At 72.1% G+C, this 25,555-nt stretch carries 26 protein-coding genes and 1 pseudogene; 20 read left to right on the forward strand and 7 right to left on the reverse strand.

Annotated elements, in window-relative coordinates; genetic code table 11:
* From ENC19_RS28745 to yidC, 18 genes and pseudogenes are all read left to right on the forward strand, one after another.
* A partial coding sequence (locus ENC19_RS28745; protein ID WP_235945201.1) for a hypothetical protein occupies nucleotides 1-450 on the forward strand: 450 nt, incomplete at its 5' end.
* 12 nt (nucleotides 451-462) lie between these two features.
* Nucleotides 463-1,071 carry a glycine zipper family protein gene (locus tag ENC19_RS28750; protein WP_164450183.1) on the forward strand — a complete coding sequence of 203 codons (609 nt, stop codon included), beginning with the start codon at nucleotides 463-465 and terminating at the stop codon, nucleotides 1,069-1,071.
* Nucleotides 1,068-1,760, forward strand: a complete 693-nt coding sequence (locus ENC19_RS28755; protein WP_164450184.1) for a carboxypeptidase-like regulatory domain-containing protein — start codon at nucleotides 1,068-1,070, stop codon at nucleotides 1,758-1,760. Before ENC19_RS28750 ends, ENC19_RS28755 begins: the two co-directional genes overlap by 4 nt.
* Before the next feature lie 31 nt (nucleotides 1,761-1,791).
* Complete coding sequence (locus tag ENC19_RS28760; protein WP_164450185.1) at nucleotides 1,792-3,036, forward strand: phage tail sheath family protein; 1,245 nt, start codon at nucleotides 1,792-1,794, stop codon at nucleotides 3,034-3,036.
* 1 nt (nucleotide 3,037) lies between these two features.
* Entirely contained in the window at nucleotides 3,038-3,517 is a 480-nt protein-coding gene (locus ENC19_RS28765; protein WP_093402636.1) for a phage tail protein, read from the forward strand.
* A 1,159-nt stretch (nucleotides 3,518-4,676) separates the two neighbouring features.
* Complete coding sequence (locus tag ENC19_RS28770; RefSeq protein WP_164450186.1) at nucleotides 4,677-5,012, forward strand: hypothetical protein; 336 nt, start codon at nucleotides 4,677-4,679, stop codon at nucleotides 5,010-5,012.
* Nucleotides 5,012-5,416, forward strand: a pseudogene (locus tag ENC19_RS30795) (CIS tube protein); the annotation flags it as partial. The gene ENC19_RS28770 and the pseudogene ENC19_RS30795, both read left to right, overlap by 1 nt.
* Before the next feature lie 352 nt (nucleotides 5,417-5,768).
* Entirely contained in the window at nucleotides 5,769-7,364 is a 1,596-nt protein-coding gene (locus ENC19_RS28780; protein ID WP_164450187.1) for a phage baseplate assembly protein V, read from the forward strand.
* Nucleotides 7,364-7,702, forward strand: a complete 339-nt coding sequence (locus ENC19_RS28785) for a hypothetical protein (RefSeq protein ID WP_164450188.1) — start codon at nucleotides 7,364-7,366, stop codon at nucleotides 7,700-7,702. Before ENC19_RS28780 ends, ENC19_RS28785 begins: the two co-directional genes overlap by 1 nt.
* Nucleotides 7,699-8,160, forward strand: a complete 462-nt coding sequence (locus tag ENC19_RS28790) for a GPW/gp25 family protein (protein WP_164450189.1) — start codon at nucleotides 7,699-7,701, stop codon at nucleotides 8,158-8,160. The genes ENC19_RS28785 and ENC19_RS28790 overlap by 4 nt, the downstream gene beginning before the upstream one ends.
* Nucleotides 8,157-8,561: a hypothetical protein gene (locus tag ENC19_RS30800; RefSeq protein ID WP_235945202.1), complete on the forward strand. Its 405-nt coding sequence runs from the start codon at nucleotides 8,157-8,159 to the stop codon at nucleotides 8,559-8,561. Before ENC19_RS28790 ends, ENC19_RS30800 begins: the two co-directional genes overlap by 4 nt.
* A 154-nt stretch (nucleotides 8,562-8,715) precedes the next feature.
* Nucleotides 8,716-10,755: a putative baseplate assembly protein gene (locus tag ENC19_RS28795; RefSeq protein ID WP_328824401.1), complete on the forward strand. Its 2,040-nt coding sequence runs from the start codon at nucleotides 8,716-8,718 to the stop codon at nucleotides 10,753-10,755.
* A complete protein-coding gene (locus ENC19_RS28800) occupies nucleotides 10,736-11,332 on the forward strand; it encodes a phage tail protein (protein ID WP_164450190.1) in 597 nt (198 codons plus the stop codon). The genes ENC19_RS28795 and ENC19_RS28800 overlap by 20 nt, the downstream gene beginning before the upstream one ends.
* Nucleotides 11,329-12,252 carry a hypothetical protein gene (locus ENC19_RS28805; protein ID WP_164450191.1) on the forward strand — a complete coding sequence of 308 codons (924 nt, stop codon included), beginning with the start codon at nucleotides 11,329-11,331 and terminating at the stop codon, nucleotides 12,250-12,252. Before ENC19_RS28800 ends, ENC19_RS28805 begins: the two co-directional genes overlap by 4 nt.
* A 76-nt stretch (nucleotides 12,253-12,328) precedes the next feature.
* Nucleotides 12,329-12,784, forward strand: coding sequence for a hypothetical protein (locus tag ENC19_RS28810; protein WP_164450192.1), 456 nt, complete (start codon nucleotides 12,329-12,331; stop codon nucleotides 12,782-12,784).
* Between the two features lie 14 nt (nucleotides 12,785-12,798).
* A complete protein-coding gene (locus ENC19_RS28815) occupies nucleotides 12,799-13,569 on the forward strand; it encodes a hypothetical protein (protein WP_164450193.1) in 771 nt (256 codons plus the stop codon).
* A gap of 82 nt (nucleotides 13,570-13,651) precedes the next feature.
* Entirely contained in the window at nucleotides 13,652-13,984 is a 333-nt protein-coding gene (locus ENC19_RS28820; protein ID WP_164450194.1) for a DUF6412 domain-containing protein, read from the forward strand.
* A gap of 46 nt (nucleotides 13,985-14,030) precedes the next feature.
* A complete protein-coding gene (yidC, locus tag ENC19_RS28825) occupies nucleotides 14,031-14,945 on the forward strand; it encodes a membrane protein insertase YidC (RefSeq protein ID WP_164450195.1) in 915 nt (304 codons plus the stop codon).
* A 111-nt stretch (nucleotides 14,946-15,056) separates the two neighbouring features.
* On the opposite strand, the gene ENC19_RS28830 is transcribed toward yidC, so the two are convergent.
* Genes ENC19_RS28830 through ENC19_RS28845 form a run of 4 tightly spaced genes read right to left on the reverse strand, consistent with a single transcriptional unit; the run spans nucleotide 15,057 to nucleotide 20,555 of the window.
* A complete protein-coding gene (locus ENC19_RS28830; protein WP_164450196.1) occupies nucleotides 15,057-17,393 on the reverse strand; it encodes a beta-xylosidase/alpha-l-arabinosidase in 2,337 nt (778 codons plus the stop codon).
* Between the two features lie 35 nt (nucleotides 17,394-17,428).
* Nucleotides 17,429-18,295 carry a carbohydrate ABC transporter permease gene (locus tag ENC19_RS28835; protein WP_093402815.1) on the reverse strand — a complete coding sequence of 289 codons (867 nt, stop codon included), beginning with the start codon at nucleotides 18,293-18,295 and terminating at the stop codon, nucleotides 17,429-17,431.
* A complete protein-coding gene (locus ENC19_RS28840) occupies nucleotides 18,292-19,290 on the reverse strand; it encodes a carbohydrate ABC transporter permease (protein WP_164450197.1) in 999 nt (332 codons plus the stop codon). Before ENC19_RS28840 ends, ENC19_RS28835 begins: the two co-directional genes overlap by 4 nt.
* Nucleotides 19,287-20,555 (reverse strand): ABC transporter substrate-binding protein, encoded by a 1,269-nt coding sequence (locus ENC19_RS28845; protein WP_235945203.1) that lies wholly within the window; start codon nucleotides 20,553-20,555, stop codon nucleotides 19,287-19,289. The genes ENC19_RS28840 and ENC19_RS28845 overlap by 4 nt, the downstream gene beginning before the upstream one ends.
* A 178-nt stretch (nucleotides 20,556-20,733) precedes the next feature.
* Here ENC19_RS28845 and ENC19_RS28850 point away from each other — a divergent pair, with 178 nt between their 5' ends.
* Both ENC19_RS28850 and ENC19_RS28855 read left to right on the forward strand, forming a co-directional pair.
* Complete coding sequence (locus ENC19_RS28850) at nucleotides 20,734-21,741, forward strand: LacI family DNA-binding transcriptional regulator (protein ID WP_164450199.1); 1,008 nt, start codon at nucleotides 20,734-20,736, stop codon at nucleotides 21,739-21,741.
* A gap of 180 nt (nucleotides 21,742-21,921) precedes the next feature.
* Nucleotides 21,922-22,947, forward strand: coding sequence for a hypothetical protein (locus ENC19_RS28855; protein WP_164450200.1), 1,026 nt, complete (start codon nucleotides 21,922-21,924; stop codon nucleotides 22,945-22,947).
* Between the two features lie 48 nt (nucleotides 22,948-22,995).
* Here ENC19_RS28855 and ENC19_RS28860 read toward each other — a convergent pair whose 3' ends face one another.
* From ENC19_RS28860 to ENC19_RS28870, 3 genes are read right to left on the reverse strand one after another with little or no spacing between them, the layout of a single operon-like run.
* Nucleotides 22,996-23,460 carry a hypothetical protein gene (locus ENC19_RS28860; RefSeq protein WP_164450201.1) on the reverse strand — a complete coding sequence of 155 codons (465 nt, stop codon included), beginning with the start codon at nucleotides 23,458-23,460 and terminating at the stop codon, nucleotides 22,996-22,998.
* The gene (locus tag ENC19_RS28865) at nucleotides 23,435-24,106 is read right to left on the reverse strand and encodes an RNA polymerase sigma factor (protein ID WP_309246098.1); all 672 of its coding nucleotides are present in this window, start codon (nucleotides 24,104-24,106) and stop codon (nucleotides 23,435-23,437) included. Before ENC19_RS28865 ends, ENC19_RS28860 begins: the two co-directional genes overlap by 26 nt.
* Nucleotides 24,090-25,403, reverse strand: coding sequence for a S8 family peptidase (locus tag ENC19_RS28870; RefSeq protein ID WP_281604406.1), 1,314 nt, complete (start codon nucleotides 25,401-25,403; stop codon nucleotides 24,090-24,092). Before ENC19_RS28870 ends, ENC19_RS28865 begins: the two co-directional genes overlap by 17 nt.
* Between the last annotated feature and the right edge of the window lie 152 nt (nucleotides 25,404-25,555).

Here is a 25,555-nt window from a genome sequence, read left to right on the forward strand (position 1 = left end):
CCACGAATCCGGGCCCGCCGGACGCCGGCTGACGACCGGCCGGCCGCCGCCGTCGAGCACGGCGGCTCACCCACACCCCACCCGGCAGTACGCAACTCCGAAGGGGGATCGGCGATGAACGATCTCTTCACCTGGGCGGCCCTGGGCAGCCTCACCGGTGCCAGCGCCGCGACGCTGCTCACCACGAACGTCATCGGCGGACTCATCGGCCCCAGCGCCGACAAGGCCCGCAAGTGGATCGCGCTGGGCATCGCGCTCGCGCTGTCGTACCTCACCGCCGCCTTCGCCACCGACGCGGGCGCCGAGAAATGGATCATCGCGTTCTTCAACGGCCTGGTCATCTTCTCCGCCGCGCTGGGCATCAACCAGCTGCCGCCGGGCAACCGGCAGGCCACGCCGATCCAGCTGGCGCAGGGCAACGAGCCGCGGTTCATCCGCTCCTGGGCCTGAGGGGAGCCGGAGATGGTCTTCGGAATCCTCAGCGCCGTCGTCCACGTCGCCACCGGCGCCGTACTCGGCCAACTCCTCGGCGGCGGCGTCGGGCTGCTCATCGGCGCGGGCATCGGGCTGCTCGTCGGCACGGTCTTCGGCTGGGCCGTCGCCGCGGCCGAGGTCTACGCGGCCAGCCCGCGCGGGGTGTTCCTCTTCATCGTGGATCACACCTGGAGCCTGCTGAACACCCTCGTCGGCGCGATCTATCTGGCTCTGCACCTGGTGTTCGGGCACTCGCTGGACCGGGTCACCTCCCGGCACAGCTGCCGGGTGAACGTGGTCGAAGGGGTCTCTCCCCGCTACGCCACCACGCTCGGCACGGTCTGCGCCGGCTCCGGTCCCGGTATCCAGCGCCACGAGGACGTGCACATCTTCCAGGCCCGGCTGCTCGGTCCGCTGTACATCCCGCTGGTCGTGGCCAACTACGTGCTGTTCACCATCGCGCCGATCTGGCTGCTCTACCACGACCACACGGGCGCACCGATCAACCGCTTCACCCGGTACTTCGAGATCGGCGTCTACCCGCACGTGTGGAACGAGGCCATCGCGTACCGGATCCAGGGGACGCCGCCGCGATGACCGACGACGGTCCGATCCGCACGGCCACCGCCGAGGTGACGGCGTGGTTGGCCGGGACGGTGGGAGACACCGTCCCGGTCGGCCCGCCACGGCCCGATGCCGACCCGGGCCGGTTGACCCTGTGGCCGCTGGAGATCCGGCCGGCCCGGCAGACCCGGGGCACCGGCAGTGGACCAGAACCGTACCGGTTCACGGTGCGCTACCTGCTGGCCGCCGGTGGCCCGGAGTCCCTGGCGGCACTGGACCGGGTGCTCGTCGCGGCCACCGCGGCGGACGGTCGCACGCTGGTGCTGGAGGCCGGCGACCCGGCGCTGTGGGCGGCCTTCGGCGCGCCGCCCCGGCCGGCGGTGCTCATCGACGTGCCGGTGCAGGTCACCCACCCGACCCGGCCGGCCGCACCGGTGCTACGACCGCTGCGGCTGCGGCAGCTGGAGATGGTGTCCCTCGACGGACGCGTCGTCGGTCCGGCCGAGCAGCCCCTCGCGTCCATGCGGGTCGAGGTCGTCGGCCAGCCGTACGCGACACGGACCGACTCGGCCGGACGTTTCCGGCTCGTCGGCGTCCCCCACGACCCGGACCGGCCGGCACCGGTCCGACTCCGGCTCACCGGTCGAGGGCAGGTGCTCACCGCCGAGATCGACCCGGCCGAACCCGACATCGTCATCGTCTGCGCGCCACCGACACCCTGATCCGCCGACCCGACCCGCACGGGAGGAACCGATGCCCACCTACTTCTCGCCCGGCATCTACGTCGAGGAGGTGCCCAGCGGTGCCCGGCCGATCGGACCGGTCGGCACCAGCACTGCGGCCTTCGTCGGCGTCGCGCCGGACCGCACCGCCCATCTCGGTGCGGCCCTCGCGGTGAACAACTGGACCGACTTCCTCCGCCTGTACGCCGACGGTGACCAGTTGGAGAGCACACCGCTGGCCCGGGCCGTCTTCGGTTTCCTGGACAACGGTGGCACCCGCTGCTGGGTGGTCAACGTCGGTGAGGGCGGCGCGGTCTCCGGCACCGGCCGCAAGCGTGCCGGTCTGGACCTGCTGGAAGCGGTCGACGAGATCTCCATCCTGGCCGCGCCCGGCTTCCACGACCCGGTCTCCCACGAGGCGCTGCTGAGCATGGCCGAGCGCACCCGCACCATGGTCGCCATCTGCGACCCGGCGCCCGACATCGACGACATCTCCGCCCTCACCCGGGTCGCCACGCCCGGTTCGGGCCGCTCGGCGAAACCGGCCGACACCACCGAGCCGGACACCCCCGCCGGTTCCGGCGGCGGAGGCGGCGGGAGTGGTCCGGTGGCGCACCGACCCCGGCAGTCCGACTTCGGCGCCCTCTACTACCCGTGGCTGCGGGTCCGTGACCCGCTCAGCGGCGAGTTGGTGCTCACCCCGCCGAGCGGGCACGTGGCGGGCATCTGGGCCCGTACCGACGCCCTGCGCGGCGTGCACAAGGCGCCCGCCAACGAGCCGGTACGCGGCGCGGTGGATCTGGGCCACCTGGTCACCCGGGCCGAGCACGACGTGCTCAACCCCCGCGGCGTCAACGTCATCCGTTACTTCCCCGGGGAGGGCATCCGGGTCTGGGGCGCCCGTACCCTCGCCGCCGAGGCCAGCGAGTGGCGTTACCTCAACGTCCGGCGCCTCTCCATCGCCATCGAGCAGGCCATCGCCAACGGCACCCGGTGGATGGTGTTCGAGCCGAACGACTACACGCTGTGGCGGTCCATCCGGCGGGACATCGGTGCCTTCCTCACCCGGGTGTGGCGCGACGGTGCGCTGTTGGGACGCACGCCGGAGGAGGCGTTCTTCGTCAAGTGCGACGAGGAGACCAACCCGGCCGACGTCCGGGACGCGGGGATGGTGGTCGCCCACATCGGCATCGCCGTGGTCAAGCCCGCCGAGTTCGTGGTGTTCAAGCTGAGCCAGTGGGCCGGCGGCACCGAGACCGAGACGATTGGAGGCTGACATGCCGACCACGGCCACCCCACAGCCGGGCACCCCGGTCGACCCGTACCGGGCGTACAACTTCAAGCTGCTGGTGAACGGGGTGACGAACGGCCACTTCACCGAGGTCAGCGGCCTGGAGGTGAACATTCCGGCGGTGCCGTACCGGGAGCAGGGCAACGACCGGATCCGGATGGTCCCGGGCCAGGTGGAGTACGGGCCGGTCACCCTGCACTTCGGCCTCACCGCGTCGCGGGAGCTGTGGGACTGGGTGCACGCGGTCGCCCGAGGTACGGTCAGCCGCCGCAACGTCTCGGTGGTGCTGCTCGACGCCGCCGGCACGGCGGAGGTGCTGCGCTGGAACCTGATCAACGCGTGGCCGACCAACTGGCGTGGCGCCCACCTGAACACGCTCGGGCAGGAGATCGCCATCGCGGCACTGACGCTGCGCTACGAGAGCCTGGAACTGGAGGCCGGTGGTGCCGCGCCGACGCCCGCGTAACTGGCTGGCCGATCGCCTCCGAGCCGCGGCGGCCGCGGTGGACCGTCTCGCCGGTGCGGTCGACGCCACCGCCCCGGTGCCACCGGTCGGCTCGTCCGGCCGGTCAGGCACCGTCGGTCGGACCGTCGCATCCGTCACCACCGGGCCCGATGATCGGCCTCGGCGACCGGGGCAGCCGCCCGAGCACTGGCTGCGGGTGGTCACCACCACGCCCCCGGTCTGCTGCGGGACCTGGCCCTCGCCCCGCCGGCAGACGTCGTGTCCGCGCCGGACCGCGCGTACCACCAGGGGTCTGCCCGCCACAGGCCGGACGGTGTCGGCCGACCGGACGCGGATCCAGCCGGCCCGTCGGGCGAGATACGCGCGGACGGTCCGGAGCATCCACCCGTCACGTCGGTCGACCCAGCCGGGCGGTACGTTCACCGACCCGGCGCGACGGCCGATCCCGCAATGGCCGCCGACGCGAACCCGTGGTCGGCCGATCACCGCCCGGCCTCCGGGCCGGCACCCGCCACCCACTCCCCCATGTCCTTTGCTCTGCTTCACCCCACGCATCACCCGACGTCCGGTATCCGGACATCGACCGGTGCGCCGATTGAAGCAGAGCAAAGGGACCACAGGGGAACATCCCCGCTCGGTCCGGAGACCCCCGGACCCGGCGGTCCGGGCGAGCCAGTCGGTCCGGGTGGGCCGGACGATCCGGGTGGGCTGGGCGACGCTCGCCAGCGGTGGCGCCGCGCGACCAGGGGCCGGGAAGCGCAGGAGGCGGCGACAGCCGTGACGGATACCCATGACGGGGCTGCGGCGCCCGCGCCGGATCGAGGCCGGCCGAGCCGGCGTGGAGATCGACGGGGACGGACCGGGCCACGACCAGGGCCCGGTTCCGCATCGTTCCGCAGCGGCCCGGAGCAGCTCCGGCCACGACCGGGCCCGCGCTTCCGCACGCCCCGGCACCCCGGCTCACCGGTCCGGCCCCGCACACCGGCCCCGCGAGCCGGCACGTCGGGCAGCTGGCTGGCCCGCCGAACCAGCGGGCCAGCCAGCCGTGGCCGGCACGCATTCCGCCGGGCGGGACCGGTGGCACGCCGGGCCGTCGCCGACAGCTGCGGAGCCGCGCCCGACCGGAGCCGTACCGGAGCACCGCGCGATGCTCCGGTTGGTGGCCGAACATCAGCGGACAACCGACATCGGCCTGCCGGGCGGGGACGGCTGGGCGGGACACCGGATCCGACCCGGCGACAGCCCCAACAGGCCTGTCACCGGTGATGGACGCTGGCCCGGCAGTGGGCTTCCCACCGGCGACGGACGCTGGCCCGTGGGCGCGGACCTGCGCTGGCCGGAACTGGAGTCGGCACCGCCGCCGCGCGGTGGGCGTACCGGGCCCGACCCGTGGCCGGTCCTGCCCGACGACCGGGCACTGTGGACAATTTCCGAGCCGGTCGGCGGCGACGGGCATCGGATGCGGCGGCTCGACGGGGAACAGGCGGGTGGCTGATGCAACGGGTGGCCTTCCTCATCGACAGCGGCGAACGGATCGACTGCCTGCTCAACCCCGAGACGGTGCAGGTGACCCGCCTCGCCGGGGTGCGTCAGCGGGGTGGCGCCGACGGTCAGCTCACCGGCGTCGGGCTGGCCGACGACCCACTGCTCTTCACCGGCGGCGGCCGCACCGAACTCGTGCTGGACCTGCTCTTCGACATCGACTTCGCCGAGGGGCAGGTCCGCCCCACCGACGTGCGGGCGCTCACCCGACCACTCTGGATGCTGGCCGAGAACTCGGCGGTGGAACACGGCTGGCTGCGGCCCCCGCTGGTGCGGATGGTCTGGGGCAAGACCTGGAACGTGCCCGGTGTGATCGTCGCGGTGGCGGAGCGCTTCGACGCGTTCACCGCCACCGGCTCCCCGCGTCGCTCGTGGCTGCGGCTCAAGCTGGTCCGGGTGGCCGAGGACGCCCGCCGCGCCGAGGAGGGTTTCGCCGAGGAGCTGTCCGCCGCGCAGACCCCCACCGTCGCCCCGGGTACGGCCGTGGTTGCCGCCGGCGACGGCACCGCCGCCGACACCTCGGGCGTACGCTTCGACCTGCTCGCCCACGACGCGCTGGGCTCTCCGCTGCGGTGGCGGCTGCTGGCCGAGCACAACCGGATCACCGACCCGCTGGCCGTGCCCGCCGGCACCGCGCTCGCCGTACCGCCGCTACCGGGCACCGCGCCGTCGGGAGCGAGCGCCGCCGACGCACTTCGGGGAGCGGATCGTGACCGCCGCCGCGCCCCGGGCGCTGACCGTGCTGCTCGGCGGCAGACCGCTGCCCGACGCGGTGACCGGCCAGGTCACCTCGGTGCGAGTCGCCGCCCGCCTGAACCTGCCCACCCAGTGCGAGGCCACGCTGCGCACCGGGCCCGGCACCGCCGCGCTGACCGGACCGGTGCGGATCGGCGCGAGCCTGGACGTCCGGCTCGACGGGCACCCGGAGGCGCTGTTCACCGGGGAGGTCACCGCCGTCGAGGTCGAGTACGCCGCCGACGGTACGGCCGTCCTGCGGGTTCGCGGGTACGACCTGCTGCACCGGCTGCGCAAGCGACAACGGATCCGGGTCTTCGAGTCGGTCACCGCCGCCGAACTGGCCGCGGAACTCTGTGCCGACCTGGGGTTGCGCGTCGAGGCGGAGGTCGACGGCCCGCACCTCGACCGGCTGCCCCACCACCGGCCCAACGACCTGGACCTGCTCGTCGAGGTGACCGGCCGGGCCGGGCTGCACCTGATCCTCGACGGCGACGTGCTGCGACTGGTCACCCTGGACGGCTACGGCGAACCGATCGCCCTGCAACTGGGCCGCGACGTGCACGGCCTGCGGTTGTCGGTGAACGCCGACAGCGCCGCCGGGGAGAGCGCGGTGCTGGGCTGGCACCCGCAGCGCGCCGAACCCATCGTCCAGCGGGTGGACACCCCTCGTTGCGGGCGCCGCACCCCGACGGATCCCGATCCGGCCGAGGTCGGCGCGGACGGCCCACGTACCGCCCTGGACCAGCCGGGGCGTAGCGACGACGAGATCGCCGCACTGGCCCAGGCTCGGCTCGACACCCGGGCCGCCGCCCTGGTCACCGCCGACGGGACCGCCGAGGGCACGCCCGCGCTGCGGCCCGGCCGGCGGATCCGGCTGACCGGGGTGGCCGAGCCGGTGGCCGGCACGTACGTGGTGACGGAGGTGGTGCACACCGTCGACGCGAACGGTCACCTGAGTCGCTTCTCGACCATGCCGCCGCAGGCGCCACGTTCCGGGTCGCCGGCACCAGCGGTGGTCACCCTCGGCACCGTCACCGACGTGTCCGACCCGGACGGTCTGGGCCGCGTGCGGGTGGAACTGCCCGCGTACGGCGGGGCGGACGCCGGCTGGCTGGCGGTGCTGTGCCCGGGAGCCGGCCGGGGCAAGGGGCTTGTCGCGTTGCCCGATCCGCAGGACAGCGTGCTGGTGGCGCTGCCCGGTGGTGAGCCGACCTCCGGCGTGGTGCTCGGCTCGCTGTTCGGCACCGTCGAGCCGTACGACACCGGGGTCGACGACGGGCGGGCCCGGCGTTGGTCGCTGCGTACCGCCGGTGGTCAGCAGGTGGTGGTCGACGACGTGACGCGCAGCCTGCGGCTGAGCACCGACGCCGGCAGTTGGCTGGAACTGACCCCGGAGCTGGCCACCCTGCACGCCGCGACGGATCTGGTGCTGTCCGCGCCGGGTCGGGCGATGGTCGTCCGGGCCCGCAGCGTCGACTTCCTGCACGCCGAGGCCGTCGAGGACCCGCAGACCGCCGCCGAGCAGGCCCGGGCGCTCGCCCGTGCCCACCACGAAGGAGGCAGCTGATGCGTTGGATCCACCGCGACTCGGTGATCAGGTGCAGCCACGACGGCCGGGTCCGCAACCGGGCGTCCCAGGGCTGGGTCACGGTGGCCGGCGTACCGGTGCTGGTGGCCGACGACCCGAAGGGACGGGAGATCGTCGCCTGTCCGAACTACGGCGCCACGGTCAAGCCGTGCACCGGCACCGAGGCGGTGCGGGCCGGCTACAGCGACTGGGTGCGCGTCGGCGGCCGACGGGTCGTGCTGTCGCACCTGTCCGGGTTCACCAACGGCAGTCCGCCCGGCCAGTTCACCTACCGGGTGCGCGATCCCCGGCAGCGTTTCGTGGGGGCCGACACGTGAGGGCGATCCGGTTCGTCGGTGCCGGCTTCGACCCGGGTCAGGGCGGTGGGCTCGGATTGACCGCGGCCGGCGGCCTGGCGATGACCGACGGCGACGAGACGGTACGCCAGGCACTGTTCCTGCTGTTGTCGACCACGCCGGGCGAGCGGCTGATGCGACCCGGGTACGGCTCCCGCCTGCACCGGCTGGTCTTCGCGCCGAACGACGACACCACCGCCGGGCTGGCCATCCACTACGTCCGCGCGGCCATCGCGCGCTGGGAGCACCGCATCGACGTGCTCGACGTCGACGCCGGACCGGATTCCGACGACCCGTGGCGGCTGGTGATCCGGCTGGACTACCGGATCCGGGCCAGCCTCACCCCCGGTCAGCTGGTCTTCTCGGTCGACCTGCTGCCCGCCGACGACGACCCGCCCGTCGGGCCGAGCACCGGCCCGGACACCGAGGAGCCACGATGACGCTGCCCGTGCCGCACCTGGACGACCGGAGCTTCCTCGACCTGGTCACCGAGGCCCGGGACCGGATCCGGCAGTCCTGCCCCGGGTGGACCGACCTGTCCGCACACGACCCCGGTGTCGCGCTGCTGGAGGCGTTCGCGCACCTCACCGAAGTGATGATCTACCGGCTGAACCAGTTGCCGGAGAAGGCGTACGTCGCCTTCCTCAACCTGCTCGGGGTGAGCCGACACCCGCCCGCGGCGGCCTGGGCGGACGTCCGGTTCACCCGCACCGGCGGTGACGAGGCCCCGCTGCGGATCCCCGCCGGCACCCGGGTGGCCGCCGCCCGGGGGCCGACCCACGGCCGGTGGTCTTCGTCACCTGCGAACCGGCACTGCTCGCCGCAGGGCAGCGCGAGGTGACCGTCCGGATGCACCACTGCGAGCCGGTGGAGGCGGAACTGCTCGGTGTCGGCACCGGGCAGCCGGGGCAGGTGCTGCGCGCCGGGCGGCGCCGCTGGCGCGTACCGCCGAACCGCTGGACCTGCTGCTCGGGGTCGAGGTGCCGACCGGTTCGGTGGAGCTGGGTGCCGCGGCTCGGGAGCACGACGGGCGCACCTTCGAGATCTGGCGCGCGGTGGACAGCTTCGCCGGGCTCGGCCCGCAGGACAAGGCGTACCTGGTGGACCGGTGCTCCGGCACGGTGACCTTCGCACCGGCGCTGGACCTGCGGGTCACCGACGACGGGACGGCGCACTCCGGCGATGGCGCGGTCGCGGCGGTGCCACCGGCGGGCCGGCAGGTCCGGTTGTGGTACCGCGCGGGCGGCGGACCGGCCGGGAACGTGGCCGCCGGCACCCTGACCGGCCTGCGTGATCCGCTGCCGGGGGTGAAGGTGGTCAACCCACTGCCGGCGGCCGGTGGCCGGGAAATGGAGGCCATGGAGTCGGTGCTGCTGCGCGGGCCGTACGCCTTCTTCGCCCAGCAGCGCGCGGTGACCGCCCGGGACTTCGAGGTGCTCGCCACCGCCGCCGGTGGCGTGAGCCGCGCCCGTGCCTTCACCCGGGCCGCCGTCTACAGCTTCGCCCGCCCCGGCGAGGTGGAGGTGGTGCTGGTGCCGCACGTGCCGGACGGCGCGCGGCCCGGTGGCCAACTGCCGGTGGCGGTGCTGCGGGAACACGAGGTCGAGGAGGTCCGGTTGCGGGTCGAGGCGGACCTGGAGCGCCGCCGTTCGCTGGGGACCGCCTGCCGGGCCAGCTGGGCGCGGTACAAGGCGGTGTCGATCCGGGCCCGGGTGGTGGTCCGCCGGGAGGAGGACGTCGAGGCGGTACGCCGGCGCATCCACGACCGCCTGCACCAGACACTCAGCCCGCTGCCGAGCACGCTCAACCCGACCGGCTGGGCGTTCGGCGAGCCGCTGCGGGCGTCCAACGTGTACCGCCTGCTGGAGCACGCCGAGCCGGGGGTGCGCTACGTCGAGTCGGTGCGGTTCGAGGTCGACGAGACACCGGACAGTCACGTGCGTACCCTCGCGGCCGACCAGTACCAGCCGCGCACCTGGTACGCCGGCAGTGGGGCGGTGCTGTTCCGCTCCACCAACGCGGGGGCCGGTTGGGAGCCGGCGGGACGCTTCGACGACGGGGAGACCGTGCAGCGGGTGGTGCCGGCACCCGCGCCGGTGCGACCGGGCATCGTGCCGCGGGCCGGTTCGGTGGCGGTGGCGACCGTCCGCAGCGACGGCGGCTCCCGGGTACACCTGAGCACGGATCTGGGCGAGACCTGGTCGCTGCTGGCCGACCTGGACTCGCGGGTCGGCGACCTGGCCTGGATCGACCGGGACGGCGCGGGTGCGCTGCTGCTCGCCACCGACACCGGCCTGTACGAGGTGTCCCTGCTGCCCGGTTCGGTGCCGTTGCAGATCCTGGTCGACCCCGCCGACGCCGACCGGGGCTTCTACGCGGTGCGGGCGTTCGTCTCCGAGCGCGGCGCGGCCGGGGTGGCGGTGGCCGCCCAGGCCGGTTTCGGGGTGTACCTGTCCGGCAACGCCGGCCGCCCCGGCAGCTTCAGCCACGTGGGTCTGGCCAACGTCGACAACCGGGTGCTCGCCGTGCAGTACGACGGACCGGCCACCCTGCTGTGGAGCGGTACCGGTGAACCGGATCCGAAGCGACCCGGCCAGGGCTGCTTCCGTGCCCGGCTGTTCGAATCCGACGTGAAGTGGCAGGCGCTGTCGGCGGGCTGGCTCGGCGGCACCTGCCGGGATCTCGCCTTCAGCGGTCCGCTCGCGCTGGCCGCGACGCAGAGCGGCGGGGTGCTGCGACTGGACACGCTGTCCGCGCAGCCGCAGTGGATGTCGGTGTCGGTCAACTGCGGGCTGCCGCTGCGCGACCGGACCCGGTTCATGCCGGTCGACGCGGTCGCCGCGACCGGCCCGGCGGACCGCCTGGTGCTGGCCGGCGGGGAGCGCGGCGTGCACCGCAGCGGCGACGCGACAGAGTGGTCGGCCAGCGCCAACCAGGCCACCGCCGACGTGGTGACCGTCCCGGACACCTGGCTGCTCTGCTCCGGCGAGCACGACATCGAGGTGGTGCGGCAGGATGCGACGAGCGGGCATTGAGCGGCTGCTGCCCACGGCCTACCAGCGGGCGGCCGGGCCGGGCAGCGTGCTGGGGGCGCTGCTGGACGTGATGGAGGCGTTGCACGCCCCGGACGAGGCGGTGCTGGCCGAGGTCGACGCGCTCTTCGCGCCGTACCGGGCACCGGCGCCGATGGTGGCGTACCTGGCCCGGTGGGTGGCGATGGACCACCTGGTCACCGCGCCCCGGCGGGACGTCCCGCTGCCGCTGCCGCTGAACCGCCTTCGGGATCTGGTGACGCACGGTGCCGCGCTGGCCGCCTGGCGGGGCACCCCGGACGGTCTGCGTACCGCCCTGGAGTTGGCCACCGGAGTCACCGGATTCGTCCTCGACGAGCCAGCCGACCGGCCGTTCCACCTGGTCGTCCGGGTGCCCCCGGCCGCCGCCGACCAACTGGCCCTGGTCGACCGGATCGTGGCGGCGGAGAAGCCGGCCGCCGTCACCGCCGAGGTCACGGTCGGCGACGCCCCGGCCGAGCGGGCGGTCGGGCGGGCCAGCGTGCCGTCACCCGTCGTCGCACCGTCATCCTCCGTTTCCGCTCCCGAGGAGCCGTCATGACCACCGAATGGACCGTTGTCGCCGCCGCCGAGCAGTTCACCCTGGACGCCCGCAACGCCGGTGAGCTGACCTTCACCGTCTCCAACCCGGGCGTCGCGCCGGACACCGTGGTGTTCGACGTGGCACCCGGCGAGGGCAGCCAACGGCCGTGGTTCACCGTCACCGAGCCACAGCGGGTGGTACCCGCCCAGGGTTCGGTGTCGTTCCTGGTCCGCCTGGCCGTGCCGGCGGGCACCCCACCCCGGCGCTACGACATGACGGGGTTCGCGTACTCGGCGAACACGGCACCGGAGGAGAGTTCCCGCTCCAGTGGCCGGGTCACCTACGAGGTACGCGCGGTGGCGCCGCCGAAGCGTACGCCCTGGCCCTGGATCGCCGCGGCCGCGGCGTTGGTGCTGATCGTCTCGGCGGTGGTGGTGTTCCTGGTGGCCGGCGGAGACGAGCCGCCACCGCAGGCGCGGGTGGTGACCGTCGAGGCGGAGACCCTGGCGACCGGGGCGCGGGTCGAGTCGCCGTCGGGTTCCGGGGCCACCGTGCAGGTGCAGCAGAACTGTTGCGAGGTGACCTGGTCGCAGGACGCCCAACTGTTCTTCCTCGGTCGTGCGGTGAACGACCGGCTGACCGTCACGGTGGCGCTGCCGGCCGAGGCGACCTGGCAGTTCTCCGCCGTGCTGACCACCTCGTTCGACTACGCCAACACGGTCTTCCTGATCGACGGCCGGCAGGTCGGCGACCCGTTCATCGGCTTCAGTCCGAAGGTGCGGGTCACCGACTGGGTCGACGTGGGTCGGGTACGGCTCGGCCCCGGCACGCACGAGATCACCCTGGTCGTGATCGGCAAGACGCAGAGCACGAACCGCTACTTCGCCGGCGTCGACCAGTTGCGGTTCACCGAGGTCGGGCCGGAGGACCAGCGGTGAGCGAGCGGCAGCGAGCGAATCATCAACTCAGCGCGGCGGTGTCTCATGACGGCACGCAGCGAAGCGGAGTGCCGACATGAGCGGACAGCAGAAGGCACTGCTGGCGGCGCTCGGCGTACTGCTGGTGGTGCTGTTCGCGGTGGCGGTGGGTGCGGGCCGCGACGACCGGGGCGACCCGACGGCCCGGCATCCGCTCGTCGACCTGCTGGGCCGGGCCGGCGGCGGACGCGGCACCGTCGATCCGGCCAGCGTGGACGCGGACTGCCTGGCGGCCACCGGGCAGTTCGTCGTCGACGGCCGCTGCGAACTGCGCGTCGCCGACCCGGGTGGACTGCGCACGCTGGTCCTGCGCGGTCCGCAGGCGTTCAGCGTGCGGGCGACGGCCCCGGGTGACGCCGAGTTCACCGTCACCGACGAGGTGGAACCCGCCGCCGACGGCAGCGGCGCGGTGGCCCGCGTCGCCGTCGACCGGGCCACCACGGTGCTGGTGAGTTGTCCGGCCGGGTGCCTCGTCACGATCGCGCGGGACTGAGGCGAGGAGGCTAAATGGGTGGGCTGCGCAAGCCGTTCCTGCTGCTGGCGATGCTGGCGCTGGTGCTGGCGGTGGGCGTGGAGGTGGGCGCCGGGCTGCTGCTCGGTGGCGGCGACGCCGGCGCGGAACTGGCCGGCAGCGCCGCCGACCTCGGTGTCGAGGTCGGTGACGTACGCCAGGTCAGCGAGCCGTCCGGCCGCGGTACGGGCTATCTGGCGCTCATCGACGCGGCGGCGCTCTGGACGACCGGCCTGTTCTGCCTGGGCCTGGTGCTGCCGGAGCGGCTGCACGGCCGGATCCAGGGCGTCGCCACCCTGATCTTCTCGATCGTCCTGATCCTCGTGGCCCTGCTGGCGCTGGTGCTCGCCTTCGTCGAGCTAACGATCATGGTGTCGTTGTTCCTGGCGCCACCGTTCGGCACGCTCGCCTACCTGGCGCTGTGGGGGTTCTTCCCGGTCGGTGAGGCCGCGGCGATGCTCGGCCTGGTGCTGCTGCTCAAGCTCGCCTGGGCCGGGTTGCTGATCCTGGCCCAACCGAAGTTCCTGCAGAACAAGGGCCTGGTCCTGCTGATCCTGACCAGCCTGCTCGGCACGGTGGTGCTGGGGTTCCTGCACGGTCTGGTGCCGGTGATCCTGGTGAGCATCCTCGACTCCGTCGGTGCCGTGGTCTTCGCGGTCATCGCGATCGTCTGGGCGCTGGTGCTGCTGATCGGAGCGATCCCGGCGATCGTCAAGGCGGTGCGAGCCAGCGCCGCGCTGCGCGCCGAACCGGACCCGCACGGTTGAGGCGGGGGCCGCGACCGGCCGCGTCGCGGCGGCCGGCGATTACCGGACGTCCCCGGTGGCGTCCACCGGATATGGTTGCCCCGTGATCGGGCTCGGCCTGCTGTGGCACCTCGTCGGCGTACTGGCCGACGTCGGTGCCACCAGCATGCTCTCCGGCACGGCGGCGGTGACCGGAGCACTGCTGACCGCCCTGCTGGCCGCCGCTGCCCTGATCCCCGCACTGGTGGCCGACCCCGACCTGCGGATCACCCGTCGGATGCTGCGGGAGCGCTCGGGTCGTACCGGCGTGCCCCGCCACCGTGATCCGGACGCTGCCGGCCGGGCCCGCCCCCGAGCGCCCACCACAGCGACCCTCGCGGTCGCCTTAGCCTCACCTCACCCATTTCTGCCGCTCGTCGGCGACCGCTGCTGGTGACCGTTCCTGCTCACATCAGTCGTAGTCGCACGTCGAGGGGTGTTCCATGTCCATGATCTATCACGCCATCTCCGCGATCCTGCTGTTCTGGCACAGCGCCTGGCAGCGGCTGCTCGGCGAGGCGTCCGCGCTGGGTACGGACTGGTCCTGGGTGCTGGGCATCGTCTTCCTGGTGCTCACCGTCCGGGTCATCCTGTTCCCGGTCTTCGTCAGGCAGATCCGGTCGCAGCGGGCGGTGCAGGCGTTGCAGCCGAGGATCGCCGAACTCCGGGCCCGGCACCGCGACGACCGGGAAACTCTGCAACGGGAGCTGGTCGAGCTCTACCGGGTGGAGAAGGCAAATCCGCTCATGGGTCTGCTGCCGATGGTGGTGCAGATCCCGGTGTTCCTCGGCCTGCTGCACGTGTTGCGCCATCTCAAGCCGACGATGCCGGAGCAGCTGAAGACCTTGTACGGCTGGTCGGTCACCCAGTTCGACAGCGCCTCGTCGGCCACGCTGTTCGGCGCCCCGATCGCGGGTACCTTCGGCTCCACAGGGCAGGATCTGGCCCTGCTCGGTGCCGACGGCGCCACGGTCCGGATCGTGGCCGCCGTGCTGGTCGCCACGACCTACCTGTCCAGCCGCCAGCTGATCCTGCGCAGCGGCTGGGCCTCGGATGCGCCGCAGCGGCTGGTGCAGCGGCTGATGCTCTACGGCATCCCCGCCTCACTGCTCGTCTCCGGGTTGATCTTCCCGATCGGCGTGATCATCTACTGGGTGACCACGAACCTCTTCTCGCTCGGCCAGCAGACCTGGATGCTGCGCCGGTATCCGCCGCCGGTCGACGGTGCCACCAGCCCGGGGGCGCGGGCCGACACGCCGAAGGCCGTCCCGAACGGAAACGGCGACGAGCCTGGCCGCCCGGCCGCACCGAAGGTCGGGGCGAAGCCGACCAACCGCCGCCGGAGGCGTGCCGCCTGAGTCGTGCGGTCGCCGCGCGGCGCATGTGCACCAGGGCAGTTCCCGATCATCGGGAACTGCCCTGGATCGTGCGGTCGACCACCATCGCGGCGGTGGTCGGCTGTCACGGACTCAGCTGATCTCGGCGGTCGTCCAGCGGGCGGAGGCGTTGGTGACCGGTGCGACGTCGCCCACCAGGGTGGTCGACGTCGCCACGTCGCGGCGTGCGCTGGTGCCGACCCAGAGATCGACGGCACCGGGCTCCACCACGCGGGTGAGCGTCCGGTCGGAGAAGGCCAACCGGGTGGTGGGCACCGTGAACGCGACGGTGACCGACTCACCCGGCGCCAGGTGGACCCGCTGGTAGCCGAGCAGCTGCGCCACCGGTCGGGTCACCGACGCCACCAGGTCCCGGCCGTAGAGCTGTACCACCTCGTCGCCGGCCACCGCGCCGGTGTTGGTGACCCGCACGCTCACCGCCAGCGCCCCGTCGGTCGGCACCGTGGCCGGCACCGTCAGGTCCGTGTACCCGAAGGTCGTGTACGACAGCCCATGGCCGAACGGTGCGGCCGGCGTCGCCAGCAGGTTCGTCACCTCGTTGCCGTCACCGAGCGTCGGATGCAGGTACGAGTACGGCTGCGCCCCCGCTGACCGGGGCAGGCTGACCGGCAGCCGGCCGGACGGGTTGACCCGTCCGGAGAGCACACCGGCGATCGCGCCGGCGCCCTCCTCACCGGGGAAGAACGTCTGCACCACCGCCGCGCAGCGGCTCAGCGCCCAGTCGATCGCGTACGGTCGGCCGGTCAGCAGCACCAGGACGACGGGCCGGCCCGTCGCCAGCACCGCCTCGACCAGATCCCGCTGCACACCGGGCAGTTCCAGATCGTCCCGGTCGCATCCCTCGCCGACGGTGCCGCGCCCGAACAGGCCCGCGTGGTCGCCGACGACAAGGACGGCGACATCCGCGGCGGACGCCGCGGCGACCGCCGCCTCGAAGCCGGAGCGGTCGTCGTCGTCCACCGCGCAGCCGAGGGCCGAGGTGACGAGCTCCGGGCCGAACTCGGCGCGCAGCGCGTCGAGCACGCTCGGCACCTCGATGCCGGCCTCCACGTCGGGATGCTGCACGAGCACGTGGTTGAGGAAGGAGTAGCAGCCGAAGAGGGCACCCTGCCGGTCCGCGTTCGGTCCGATCACCGCGATCCGGCGGCCCGCCGGCAGCGGCAACGCGTCCTGGTTGGCGATCAGGACGATCGACTTCTCGGCGAGGCGGCGGGCGATCGCCCGGTGCTCGGGCGAGTCGAGGTCGACCGCCTGGACCGGCTCGTCGGTGAAGGTGGCGTCCAGCAGCCCGAGGTCCAGCTTCTGCCGCAGCACCCGCAGCACCGCCTGGTCGATCACCGACTCGTCGATCCGGCCGGCACGCACCGACTCCGCAAGGGTCAGGTACGCGTCGCCGGTGGGCAGCTCGATGTCGACACCGGCGGTCAGCGCCTGCACGGCGGCGTCCGCGTGGTCACCGGCGACCTGGTGCAGCAGGTTCAGGAACGCCACACCGTAGTAGTCGGCCACCACCGTGCCGTCGAAGCCCCACCGGTCCCGCAGCAGCCCGGTCAGCATCGTCGGATCCGCGGCCACGGGTACCCCGTCGATCTCGGCGTAGGAGTGCATCACCGAGCGGGCGTCACCGTCGAGGATCGCCATCTCGAACGGTACGAGCAGCACGTCGGCCAGCTCGCGCGGACCGGCGTGCACCGGCGCGAAGTTGCGCCCGGCGCGGGAGGCGGAGTAGCCGACGAAGTGCTTGAGGGTGGCGTGCACGCCCTGCGACTGGAGCCCGCGCACGTACGAGGTGCCCAGCGTGCCGACCAGGTAGGGATCCTCGGCGATGCACTCGTCGACCCGTCCCCAACGGGGGTCACGGATCACGTCGAGCACCGGGGAGAGCCCCTGGTGGATGCCGAGCGCCCGCATCGACGCCCCGATCGCCGCGGCCATCTCGGTGACCAGGTCGGGGTCGAAGGCGGCCCCCCACGCCAGCGGGGTGGGGAAGGTGGCCGCCTTCCACGCCGACAGCCCGGTCAGGCACTCCTCGTGCACGATCGCGGGGATGCCGAGCCTGGTCCCCGTCACCAGGTCGGACTGGAACTTCCACAGCCATGACGCCCGCGACACGGCCTCGACGGGCCGGGTGCCGTAGGCGCGGGTGAGGTGACCGAGACCGTGCCGGGAGAAGTCCTCGAGCCGGCCGATGTCACCGAACTCGCCCTGCAGCGGCGCGACGGCCTCGCCCTCGGCCTTCTCCCAGAAGCCGACGAGCTGCGCGACCTTCTCCTCGATCGTCATCCGACCGAGCAGTTCACGTACGCGCGTCTCCCCATCGGACCCGTACCGGTCGGGCCGGCCGTGGCCCGATCCTGTCTGGGCCGGCACCGGCGCCGGCCCGCCCACGACCTCGCGGACCTCAGTCATGCTGTGTTACCCCTTTGTGTTGGTGCCGCTGACGCTCAGCCCTTGACCGCGCCCTGGAGGCCACCGACGATCTGCTTCTCGGCGAACGTGAAGAAAATGAGTGCCGGCAACATTGCCAGCGAGGTGAAGGCGAGAATTCCCGCCGTGTCGGAGGTGTACTGGCTGGAGAAGTTCTGCACGCCCAACGGCAGGGTGTGCAGGCTCGCGTCACCCAGCACGAGCAGCGGCAGCAGGAACGCGTTCCAACTGGTGACGAAGGCGAGAATACCGACGGTGACCAGCGCGGGCCGCGACAGGGGCAGCAGAATGCGCCAGAGGAAACCGAGCCGACCGGTGCCGTCGATCGCGGCAGCGTCCTCCAACTCGCGGGGGATGGCGGTGAGGAACGGACGCAGGATCACGATCGTCAGCGGCAACGCGAAGGCGACCTGCGGCAGGATCACCGCGTAGTACGAGTTGATCAGATTGAGGTCACGCAGCATCAGGTAGAGCGGCAGGATCGCCGCTCCGGCCGGGAACAGCAGACCCAGGGTGAAGAAGGTGTAGAGCACCTCACGGCCACGGAAGGTGTAGCGGGCCAGCACGAACGCGGCGCAGACCCCCAGCACCACGACGCCGATGGTGGTGCCCAGGGACACCACGGCGCTGTTGAACACCTGCCGCCAGAAGTCGCTCTGGGTCAGCACCCGGGAGTAGTTGTCCCAGACCCACGGGTCGGGCAGGCCGGCCGGATCGGCGACGATCTGCGGCGTGGTACGGAACCCGCCGACGATCACGTAGACCACCGGAGTGATCGACACTGCGGCGACCGCGAGCGCCAGCGCGTACGTGAGCGGGTTCCCCCACGAGATCGGGCGACGCTTGGCGGTCGGAGACAGGACGGCGTTCGCGGCCACGATCAGTTTGCCCTTCTGGTGATGGCGCCCTCGATGTCACGACGCAGGAGGAAGCGCTGGAACAGCACCGCCGCGACGAACGAGATGGCGAACAGGATGACCGCCACCGCGTTGCCGTAGCCCCACAGCCGGGCGAAGAACCCGTTGTCCACCATGTACGTCGCCATGGTCGCCGACGCGCCGAGCGACCGCACCGCAGGCACGGAGGTCACCCAGATCACGTCGAAGACCTGCAACGAACCGATCATGGACAGGAACATCCAGATCCGGATCGTGGGTCCCAGCAGTGGCAGCGTCACGTGACGCTGGATCTGCCACCAGCTCGCGCCGTCGATGGCGGCGGCCTCGTTCAGCTCCTGCGGCACGTTCGACAGGCCGGCGAGCAGGAGGATGATGGCGAAACCGACGTACTTCCAGGTGAGTACGGCCAGCATCGTCCAGATGACCACGTCGAGGTCGGCGAGCCACGCCTGCACCAGGCTGCCCAGCCCCAGCGACTCCAGCATGGCGTTGACCGTGCCGGCGTCGGAGAGCAGCAGCTTCCACATGATGCCGACGGTGACCTCGGCGAGCACGTACGGCACGAACGCCAGCAGGCGGAACAGCGTACGGCCGCGGAAGTTGCGGTTGAGCAGCAGGGCCACGCCCAGGGCGATCGGCCCCTGGATCAGCAGTGACCCGAACACGATTATCGCGTTGTTGCGCAGCGCGTCGAGGAAGATCGGGTCCTGGAACGCCAGGACGTAGTTGTCGAAGCCTACGTAGTCGGTGGGTGGTCCGACACCACGCCAGCGGAACAGGCTGTAGTAGAAGGCAAAGCCCATCGGGACCAGCACGAACATCACATAGACGATGACGGCTGGTGTCGTGAGACCGATGATCTCGTACCACTTGCGTCGGGTCTCGGCGGCCCGAGCTGACGAGCGTCGGGCAGGCCGGGGTCCCGCCGGCGGCGCGGAAGCGCCGCCGGCGAGGTCCAGGGTCGGGTTGGTCGAGGTCACTTGCGCGCGGCCGCCTTCATGGCCTCGACAACCTGCTCGGGGGTGCCGTTGCCGGCGAAGATGGCGACGATCGCGTCGTTCATCGCGTTGCCGACGGTGCTGCCGAACGCCGTGTCCAGCCAGAGCTGCACGTAGGTGGCGCTGGTGGTGGCCTCCAGGATGGACTTCAGCGCCGGGTCCTTCACGCCGTCCTCGGCACCCTTGGCGACGGGCAGGCCGGTGCCGGTCTCGGCGTAGCCCTTCTGCACCTCGGGGCTGACGATGTACTTGAGGAACTCGACGCACTCGGCCGGGGCGTTCTTGGCGCAGGCGAAGCCGTCGCCGCCACCCAGGGCCGCCTTCGGGTCACCGGCGGAACCGGTGATGGCCGGAACCGGGAACCAGCCGATGAACTTGTTCAGCGCCTCCTGGTCCTCGGTGACGGTGTCCAGGGTGCCCTTGTTCCAGTCACCCATCAGCTCCATCGCGGCCTTGCCGTTGGCCAGCAGGCCGTTGGCGCTGGTCGGGTCGTTCTGACCCGGCGTGGCGATGAAGTTGGGCTGGAACGGCTTGGTGTCGATGAAGGCCTTCAGGTCCTGGCCGGCCTTGACGAAGCACTGGTCGTCGAAGTTGTTCTCGAGGCTGGCCTTGCGCAGGGTGTCGACCGAGCAGGCGCGCAGCGCGAAGTTGTACCACCAGTGCGCGGCGGGCCACTTGTCACCGGCACCGACCGCGATCGGGATGACGTTGATCGCCTTGAGCTTGGTGACCGCGTCGTTCAGCTCGTCGAAGGTGGCCGGCGGAGCGGTGATGCCGGCCTGCTGGAACAGTTCCTTGTTGTACCAGATGCCCTCGATGCCCATCCGGTACGGCAGACCGTACTGCTTGCCGTCCACCTGCCAGATCTCGACCGCGCTGCCGATGTTGGCAACCTCGTCCTTCACCTGGTCGGTGATGTCCTTGAGGTAGTCGGCCTCGACCTGCTCGCGGATCTCGCCACCGCCCCACGCCTGGAAGATGTCCGGCGGGTCGTTGCTCAGCAGCGCGGCGGGGAGCCGGGTGCGCTGGAGCTGGTTGGTCTCGATGCCCTCGACCTCGATCGTGACCGTCGGGTGCAGCGCGGAGAAGTCCTTGGCGACCTTCGCCCAGTACTCTTTACCGGGTCCGTCCTGGGAGGCGTTGTGCCACCAGGTAAGCGTCACCGGATTCTTGTACAGCTCGCTCTCGGCAGGTGCCTCGCTCTCGCCACCGCCGCCGCAGCCGGCGACGAGTAGTGCGGTTGTCATGGACAGCGCTAGAAAGGTGGTTGCACGGCGCTTTATAGCCATCGATGTCTCCTCGACCAGTCAGTCGGGTGCTCGGCCTGAGCGAGTTTTTCAGCAAGGTAATCCAGTGTCAATCGGTGTCGATAACGTTTTCGACTCGTCTACGTAACCGGCCCGCCGGCCCTCTATCATCATCGGCGTGGCGTTTCCCCAGCGTGTCAAGATGTCGGACGTGGCCCGTACGGCCGGCGTCTCCGTGGCGACCGTTTCCAAGGTGGTGAACGGCCGTTACGGAGTGGCACAGGCGACCGTGGAACGGGTCCAGCAGGTCATCCGTCAACTCGGTTACGAGGCGAGCCTGGGGGCGCAGAGCCTGCGCAGCCATCGCACCAACGTGCTCGGCATCCTGGTCGCCGAGTTCGAGCCGTTCTCGACCGAACTGCTCAAGGGCGCCAGCGTGGAGGTCGCCGGCACCGGCTACCAACTGCTGGCGTACTCCGGCGGCGACGGCGCCGGGACGGCCGTGGGTTGGGAACGCCGCTCGCTGGCCCGGTTGTCGGGCACGCTCATCGACGGCGCCGTGATCGTCACACCGACCGTGGTGGAGACCAAGCAGGGCTTCCACGTCGTGGCTGTGGACCCGCACACCGGCCCGTCGGGGTTGCCGACCGTCGACTCCGACAACTTCGCCGGTGCCGTCCTGGCGACCAACTACCTGCTGTCCCTCGGCCACCGCCGCATCGGGCACATCAGCGGACGCGCCGACCTCGAATCGTCCCGGCTCCGCGAGGCGGGCTTCCGGCAGGCCATGGCCGACGCGGGCGTGACGGTGGACGAGCGGCTGGTCCGGGTCGGCGGGTTCCGGGTCGACAGCGCCGCCGAGCCCGCCGCCGAGCTGCTCTCGTTGCCCGACCGCCCGACCGCCGTCTTCGCCGGAAACGACCTCTCCGCGATCTCCACGATCGACGTCGCCCGGAGCCTGGGCCTGTCGGTCCCCGACGACCTCTCCGTGATCGGCTTCGACAACATCCCGGAATCGGCGCTGGTCAACCCGCCGCTGACGACGATAATGCAGCCGCTGCAGCGGATGGGCGCCGAGGCGTTGCGCCTGCTCATCGACCTGATCGCCGGCGTCGAACGGGACACCCACATCCGGCTGCCCACCGAACTGGTCGTCCGCTCCTCCTGCCAGGCGCTGCCTGATTGACCGAGGTCGCGGGCCACACGATCCGGGGACATTTTGCCGGTCGTCGCGCCATCTGACAGCGCGGTGCCCCGGCGACGGTATTTCCAGCCCGTCTTCCCGCTCCTGAATGACGAAACCGCGCCGACACGGTACGGAAACGAACCGCGTCGGCCCAGCCCCCGTCGATGGGAGAGACCTGCCATGAGCAGTGCAGGAAGACGTGTCCGCAGAGCCGCCCTGGTGGTCCTCGCGGGAGCGACGCTGACCAGTCTGCTGGCGGTCACCGCAGCCGCAGCCGCACCCTTCCCGGCGTCGGAGCGGGCGGCCGCGACGGCCCGCACCGACGTCTACATCAAGGATGTCGCCGCCGATGTCGGGGTCGAGCCGCACCTGCTCGAGCCGCTGTGGATCAGCCCCGACATCAAGGTCTGCCCGACCGCCGTCGAGTGCGCCACCAGCCAGAACCCGATCGTCGGGGTGACCAACTACGTCTTCGTCAAGCTGCGCAATCCCGGCCCGTACGGCTCCGGCGTCGGCAGCGGCGTGCTCCGGGTCTACCGGACCACGCCCGGCGGCGGCGCGACCTGGCCGACCCACTGGACCGAGATCGGGGCCAGCAGCGTCATCGCCGCCCCGGGCGTCACGACCGTCACCATCCCGTGGACCGGAGTGCCCGGGCCGGGTCACTTCTGCCTGATCGCCCGCTGGATTTCCGACTCCGACCCGATGACCGTCGAGGGTCCGAGCATCCCCATCAACGCCAGCCACAACAACAACATCGCGTGGCGCAACGTCGACTCGGTCCTGCTGAACCCGGGCGCAGGACCGGTCGTGCGGCCCTTCGCCATCGGCAACACGCTGAGGGTGCCCTCCAGGAACGAGGTGACCTTCGCGGCCGCCGAGCCGCTGCGGGCCATCGGCGGTCGGGTCGTCGTCGACCTCGGTCCGGAACTTTTCGAGCGCTGGCGGGCCGGTGGCGCGGTCGGCGCGGGGATACGCCCGGTCGGCCGGACCCAGGTGGAGATCGTGGAGCCCACCCGGGCCTTCCTGGGGAACCTGGAGCTGAACCCCGGTGAGCGGTTGCGGTTCTCGCTGCTCTTCTCGGCCGAGGCCGAGTCCGACGGGGAGATCGCGTTCAACGTGACCCAGTTCGGGCCGGACAACAACGGCGAGAGGCGGGCCGACCTCGGTGGCGTGCAGTATCTGATCAGCACCGGCAGGCGATAGTCCCGACGCCCTCGCGGGGGCCGCGGGCCGGACGACCCGCGGCCCCCGTCAGCGCAGGCAGACCCAGTCGGTGACCACCGTGTGTCCGCCCGCGTCGGCCCGGAGCTGGATCGGACCGGGCGGCGGAGCACCCAGGGAGAAGAGGCCCACCTCGTTGACCGGGGCCTCCTCGTAGGTGCCGCTGGTCGTGCGGGCGCTGACCCGACCGCCGCCGGCCGGGGAGAGCTGCCCGACGATCCCGGCGTCGGTCACCTCGATCTCCACGACGACGGGGCCACCGCGGAAGGAAAGGGTACGCACGGAACCCGCCGACCGGGTCAGCCCGGCCGGCTCCGCACCACTTGCCGAGTCGAAGACCAGCTCGGCCAGGGTCAGTTCGGCGTCCACCGTCCGCCAGGCGAACGCCGCCCGCGCCGCCGTGACGTACTCCTCGGGAACTCCCCCGGCGTCCCAGAGCGCCGCGCCCAGCTCCGCCTTCAACCGGTCGTCATCGACCGGCGGCCACGGCTCCATCGCGTTCACCCCACTTCCGTCCGGTCGTCCCGCCCGGTTCAAGGTACGACGCGAGGGCCGGGGAGTCGCGCAGCCTGCGCAGGCAGCGGGCCTGGGTCGGCCCGATGCTGCCGACCGGCAGGCCCAGCCGACCGGCGACCTCCCGGTAGGTCAGCGGCGGATCGGCGGTCAGCAACGAAAGCAGCTCCTGGCACCGCGGCGGAAGCTGGGCGAAGCTCTCCCGCAGCGCCTGGCGCCGCTCGGCTCGCAGCAGGTCCTCGTCCGGCGCCGCGACGTCCGCCCAGGTCCCGTGGTACGCCTCGAACGCACCGTCGGACGGGTCCACCGGCTGCGTACGCCGGCCGAGGCGGGACATCCGGTAGCACTCGCGCCGGGTCGTCACGGCCAGCCAGGCGGCCAGCGCCTCGGGTTCGCGTACCTGATTCAGGTGTTCCACCAGCCGCAACCAGACGGTCTGATTGACATCGGCCGCGTCGGCGCCGCCCAGATCGTGGGACCGGATCACCGAGTACACCAGCGGGGTGTACCGGCGCACCAGCTCGGCCCAGGCCGACTCATCCCCGTGCGTCGCGGCGGACACCAGGTCGGTGGCGCTGCGATCGGTCAGCACGACATCCCCGTCCGGGCGCTCATCCGACGAGGACACCGTAGTCGGGATGCCAGCGCGGCGCCGCGAGCAACGCCAGCCGTGCCGCCTCGGCGCTCAGGCCGGCGGTGGTCATCAGTGCGGCGAGCCGACCCGCGACGTACGCCGACGCGAACGAGGTACCGGCCCAGGTGGCGAACCCGCGGAACCGCCGGGTCGGCCGACCCGGCAACGGCAACCGGCCGTCGACGAACGTGCTGTCGTGCTGGCCGAGGGCGCAGGCGTCGACCCACGGTCCGAAGCCGCTGTAGGTCGCCGGCACCGGGCCGGTGTCGGTCGCGGCGACCGCCGCGACCGACAGGACCCGGTGCAGCGCGGCCGGCCAGACAGGTCGGTTGATGCCGGCGTTTCCGGCCGCCGCCACCACCGCGGTCGTCGACGGTAGTCCGGCCACGGCGTTGGCCAGCGGCAGCGACGGCTGGTCGTCGAGGGTGAAACCGCCCAGCGAGAGATTCACCACGGACACCTCCGGCGCGAGCCGACCGAGCGCTGCCACCAGCATCGCCTCGTCACCGACGCCGGTCGGGCCCAGCGCCGACTCCGGGTCGACGCGCACGCCCGGCGCGGCCTGCCGGACCACCCCGGCGACGAACGTGCCGTGACCGCCCTGCGGGGCGAGCACGTCGCCGTGGACGTAGAGCGGGTCCTCGTCGTCGGACTCCGGCAGGTACGCGCCGCCGAGCCACTCCGGGTGGACGTCGCCCGCCTGCCGCCAGATGCCGGTGTCGCAGATGCCGACCGTCACCCCCGCCCCCTCGCCGAGCCGGGCCGAATCCGGTGGCGGCAGGGCAGCGACCGTCCTGGGCGGTCCGCCCGGATTGCCCATGATGTTGCCCAGACCGAGCAGCACGTGGTGCGGTTGGACCGCGGGCACCGGCTGGCCGGGCCACTGCCGGGGATCGCGCAGCCTCGTCACCACCCCGGGAATGTCGGTCTCCCCGGCGAACAGCAGCCGGGTGACACCGGCGAAACGGTCGGCGACGGTCACCGCGTGGCCGCCGTTGCGCAGCCAGGCGGCGACCCGCCAGGTGTCCGCGTCCGCGGTCAGCAGTTGCCGGGGTCGGTAGAGGATCTCCCGGCCCGACGTGGTGTGCCGCCGCACCTCGCGATCGGCGTTGAGCGCTTCGGCAAACGCGAGCTGGTAGGCCTTGTCGTCGTCGAGGTCGCCGCGCGCTGGCGGCGGACGCAGTCCGGCGCCGAGCGACACCGCGGTCGTAGCCAGGGCGGACGCCGCCAGGAGCCACCGTCGGGACAGCCCGGGTTCGGGACGCGACGCGACGCGATGATCAGGAAGCACGAGGTCCTCCAAGAACGGTCCGGGCAGCGGCACGCGCCACCGGTGGTCGACGCGGCGAAAGTCCCCCGGACCTCCCCGATTCTTCCAAGTAATCGGCGGATGTCAATTGATCGAATGGCCAGCCCAGGCCGGCGAGGGCGATGAGCCGGGGC

The sequence above is a fragment of the Verrucosispora sioxanthis genome (assembly GCF_010560025.1).
Taxonomy (GTDB): Bacteria; Actinomycetota; Actinomycetes; order Mycobacteriales; family Micromonosporaceae; genus Micromonospora; species Micromonospora palythoicola.

Coding starts and splice junctions, on each gene's coding strand:
- ENC19_RS28750 (WP_164450183.1), top strand. CDS start 463: ATGGTCTTCGGAATCCTCAGCGCCGTCGTCCACGTCGCCACCGGCGCC.
- ENC19_RS28755 (WP_164450184.1), top strand. CDS start 1,068: ATGACCGACGACGGTCCGATCCGCACGGCCACCGCCGAGGTGACGGCG.
- ENC19_RS28760 (WP_164450185.1), top strand. CDS start 1,792: ATGCCCACCTACTTCTCGCCCGGCATCTACGTCGAGGAGGTGCCCAGC.
- ENC19_RS28765 (WP_093402636.1), top strand. CDS start 3,038: ATGCCGACCACGGCCACCCCACAGCCGGGCACCCCGGTCGACCCGTAC.
- ENC19_RS28785 (WP_164450188.1), top strand. CDS start 7,364: ATGCGTTGGATCCACCGCGACTCGGTGATCAGGTGCAGCCACGACGGC.
- ENC19_RS30800 (WP_235945202.1), top strand. CDS start 8,157: ATGACGCTGCCCGTGCCGCACCTGGACGACCGGAGCTTCCTCGACCTG.
- ENC19_RS28800 (WP_164450190.1), top strand. CDS start 10,736: ATGCGACGAGCGGGCATTGAGCGGCTGCTGCCCACGGCCTACCAGCGG.
- ENC19_RS28805 (WP_164450191.1), top strand. CDS start 11,329: ATGACCACCGAATGGACCGTTGTCGCCGCCGCCGAGCAGTTCACCCTG.
- ENC19_RS28810 (WP_164450192.1), top strand. CDS start 12,329: ATGAGCGGACAGCAGAAGGCACTGCTGGCGGCGCTCGGCGTACTGCTG.
- ENC19_RS28815 (WP_164450193.1), top strand. CDS start 12,799: ATGGGTGGGCTGCGCAAGCCGTTCCTGCTGCTGGCGATGCTGGCGCTG.
- yidC (WP_164450195.1), top strand. CDS start 14,031: ATGTCCATGATCTATCACGCCATCTCCGCGATCCTGCTGTTCTGGCAC.
- ENC19_RS28830 (WP_164450196.1), bottom strand. CDS start 17,393: ATGACTGAGGTCCGCGAGGTCGTGGGCGGGCCGGCGCCGGTGCCGGCC.
- ENC19_RS28845 (WP_235945203.1), bottom strand. CDS start 20,555: ATGACAACCGCACTACTCGTCGCCGGCTGCGGCGGCGGTGGCGAGAGC.
- ENC19_RS28855 (WP_164450200.1), top strand. CDS start 21,922: ATGAGCAGTGCAGGAAGACGTGTCCGCAGAGCCGCCCTGGTGGTCCTC.
- ENC19_RS28860 (WP_164450201.1), bottom strand. CDS start 23,460: ATGGAGCCGTGGCCGCCGGTCGATGACGACCGGTTGAAGGCGGAGCTG.